Origin of the sequence: Sodalis-like endosymbiont of Proechinophthirus fluctus, from assembly GCF_001602625.1 — a bacterium.
GTDB lineage: Bacteria > Pseudomonadota > Gammaproteobacteria > Enterobacterales > Enterobacteriaceae.
Map to the genome: position 1 here is coordinate 372 of NZ_LECR01000091.1, position 407 is coordinate 778.

1 protein-coding gene is annotated in these 407 nt (G+C 39.6%); it reads left to right on the forward strand.

Features of this window, described 5'->3' with window-relative positions:
- Nucleotides 1–207 (forward strand): hypothetical protein (locus BG74_RS15080; RefSeq protein WP_204376386.1); only part of this gene is annotated, 207 nt, incomplete at its 5' end.
- Between the last annotated feature and the right edge of the window lie 200 nt (nt 208–407).

Here is a 407-nt window from a genome sequence, read left to right on the forward strand (position 1 = left end):
CGACTCGATTTCGTTAACCGGATTCCATTGCTGGAAATGGCGAAATCTCTTCTATTCTATTTTTTTTTTCTGATGAAAAATCCGGAGGGGAAAAATAAAATAATAAAAAAACTCACTCCTGTCGGTTTGGTAATTTTATTGGCATTTCCAATCAAAGTTGGTCCCTTGCTTTGCCTGGACGACAAAAGAGACAATCGACCTCTTTGATGTGGAGGCGATGGCGATGGCGATGGCGATGGCGCCGCCGGAGATTCCTCTTCGTAATCGTATTCTTCGATGTCTTGCGAAGAAACTAATAAGAAGGATGCCGCGAGCAATCTGAAAAAAGAAATTCATCCATTTCTATTTTCTATTTTTTCTTTCTTTTGAAGAAGAAGAAGAAGAAGAAGAAGAAGAAGAAGAAGAAG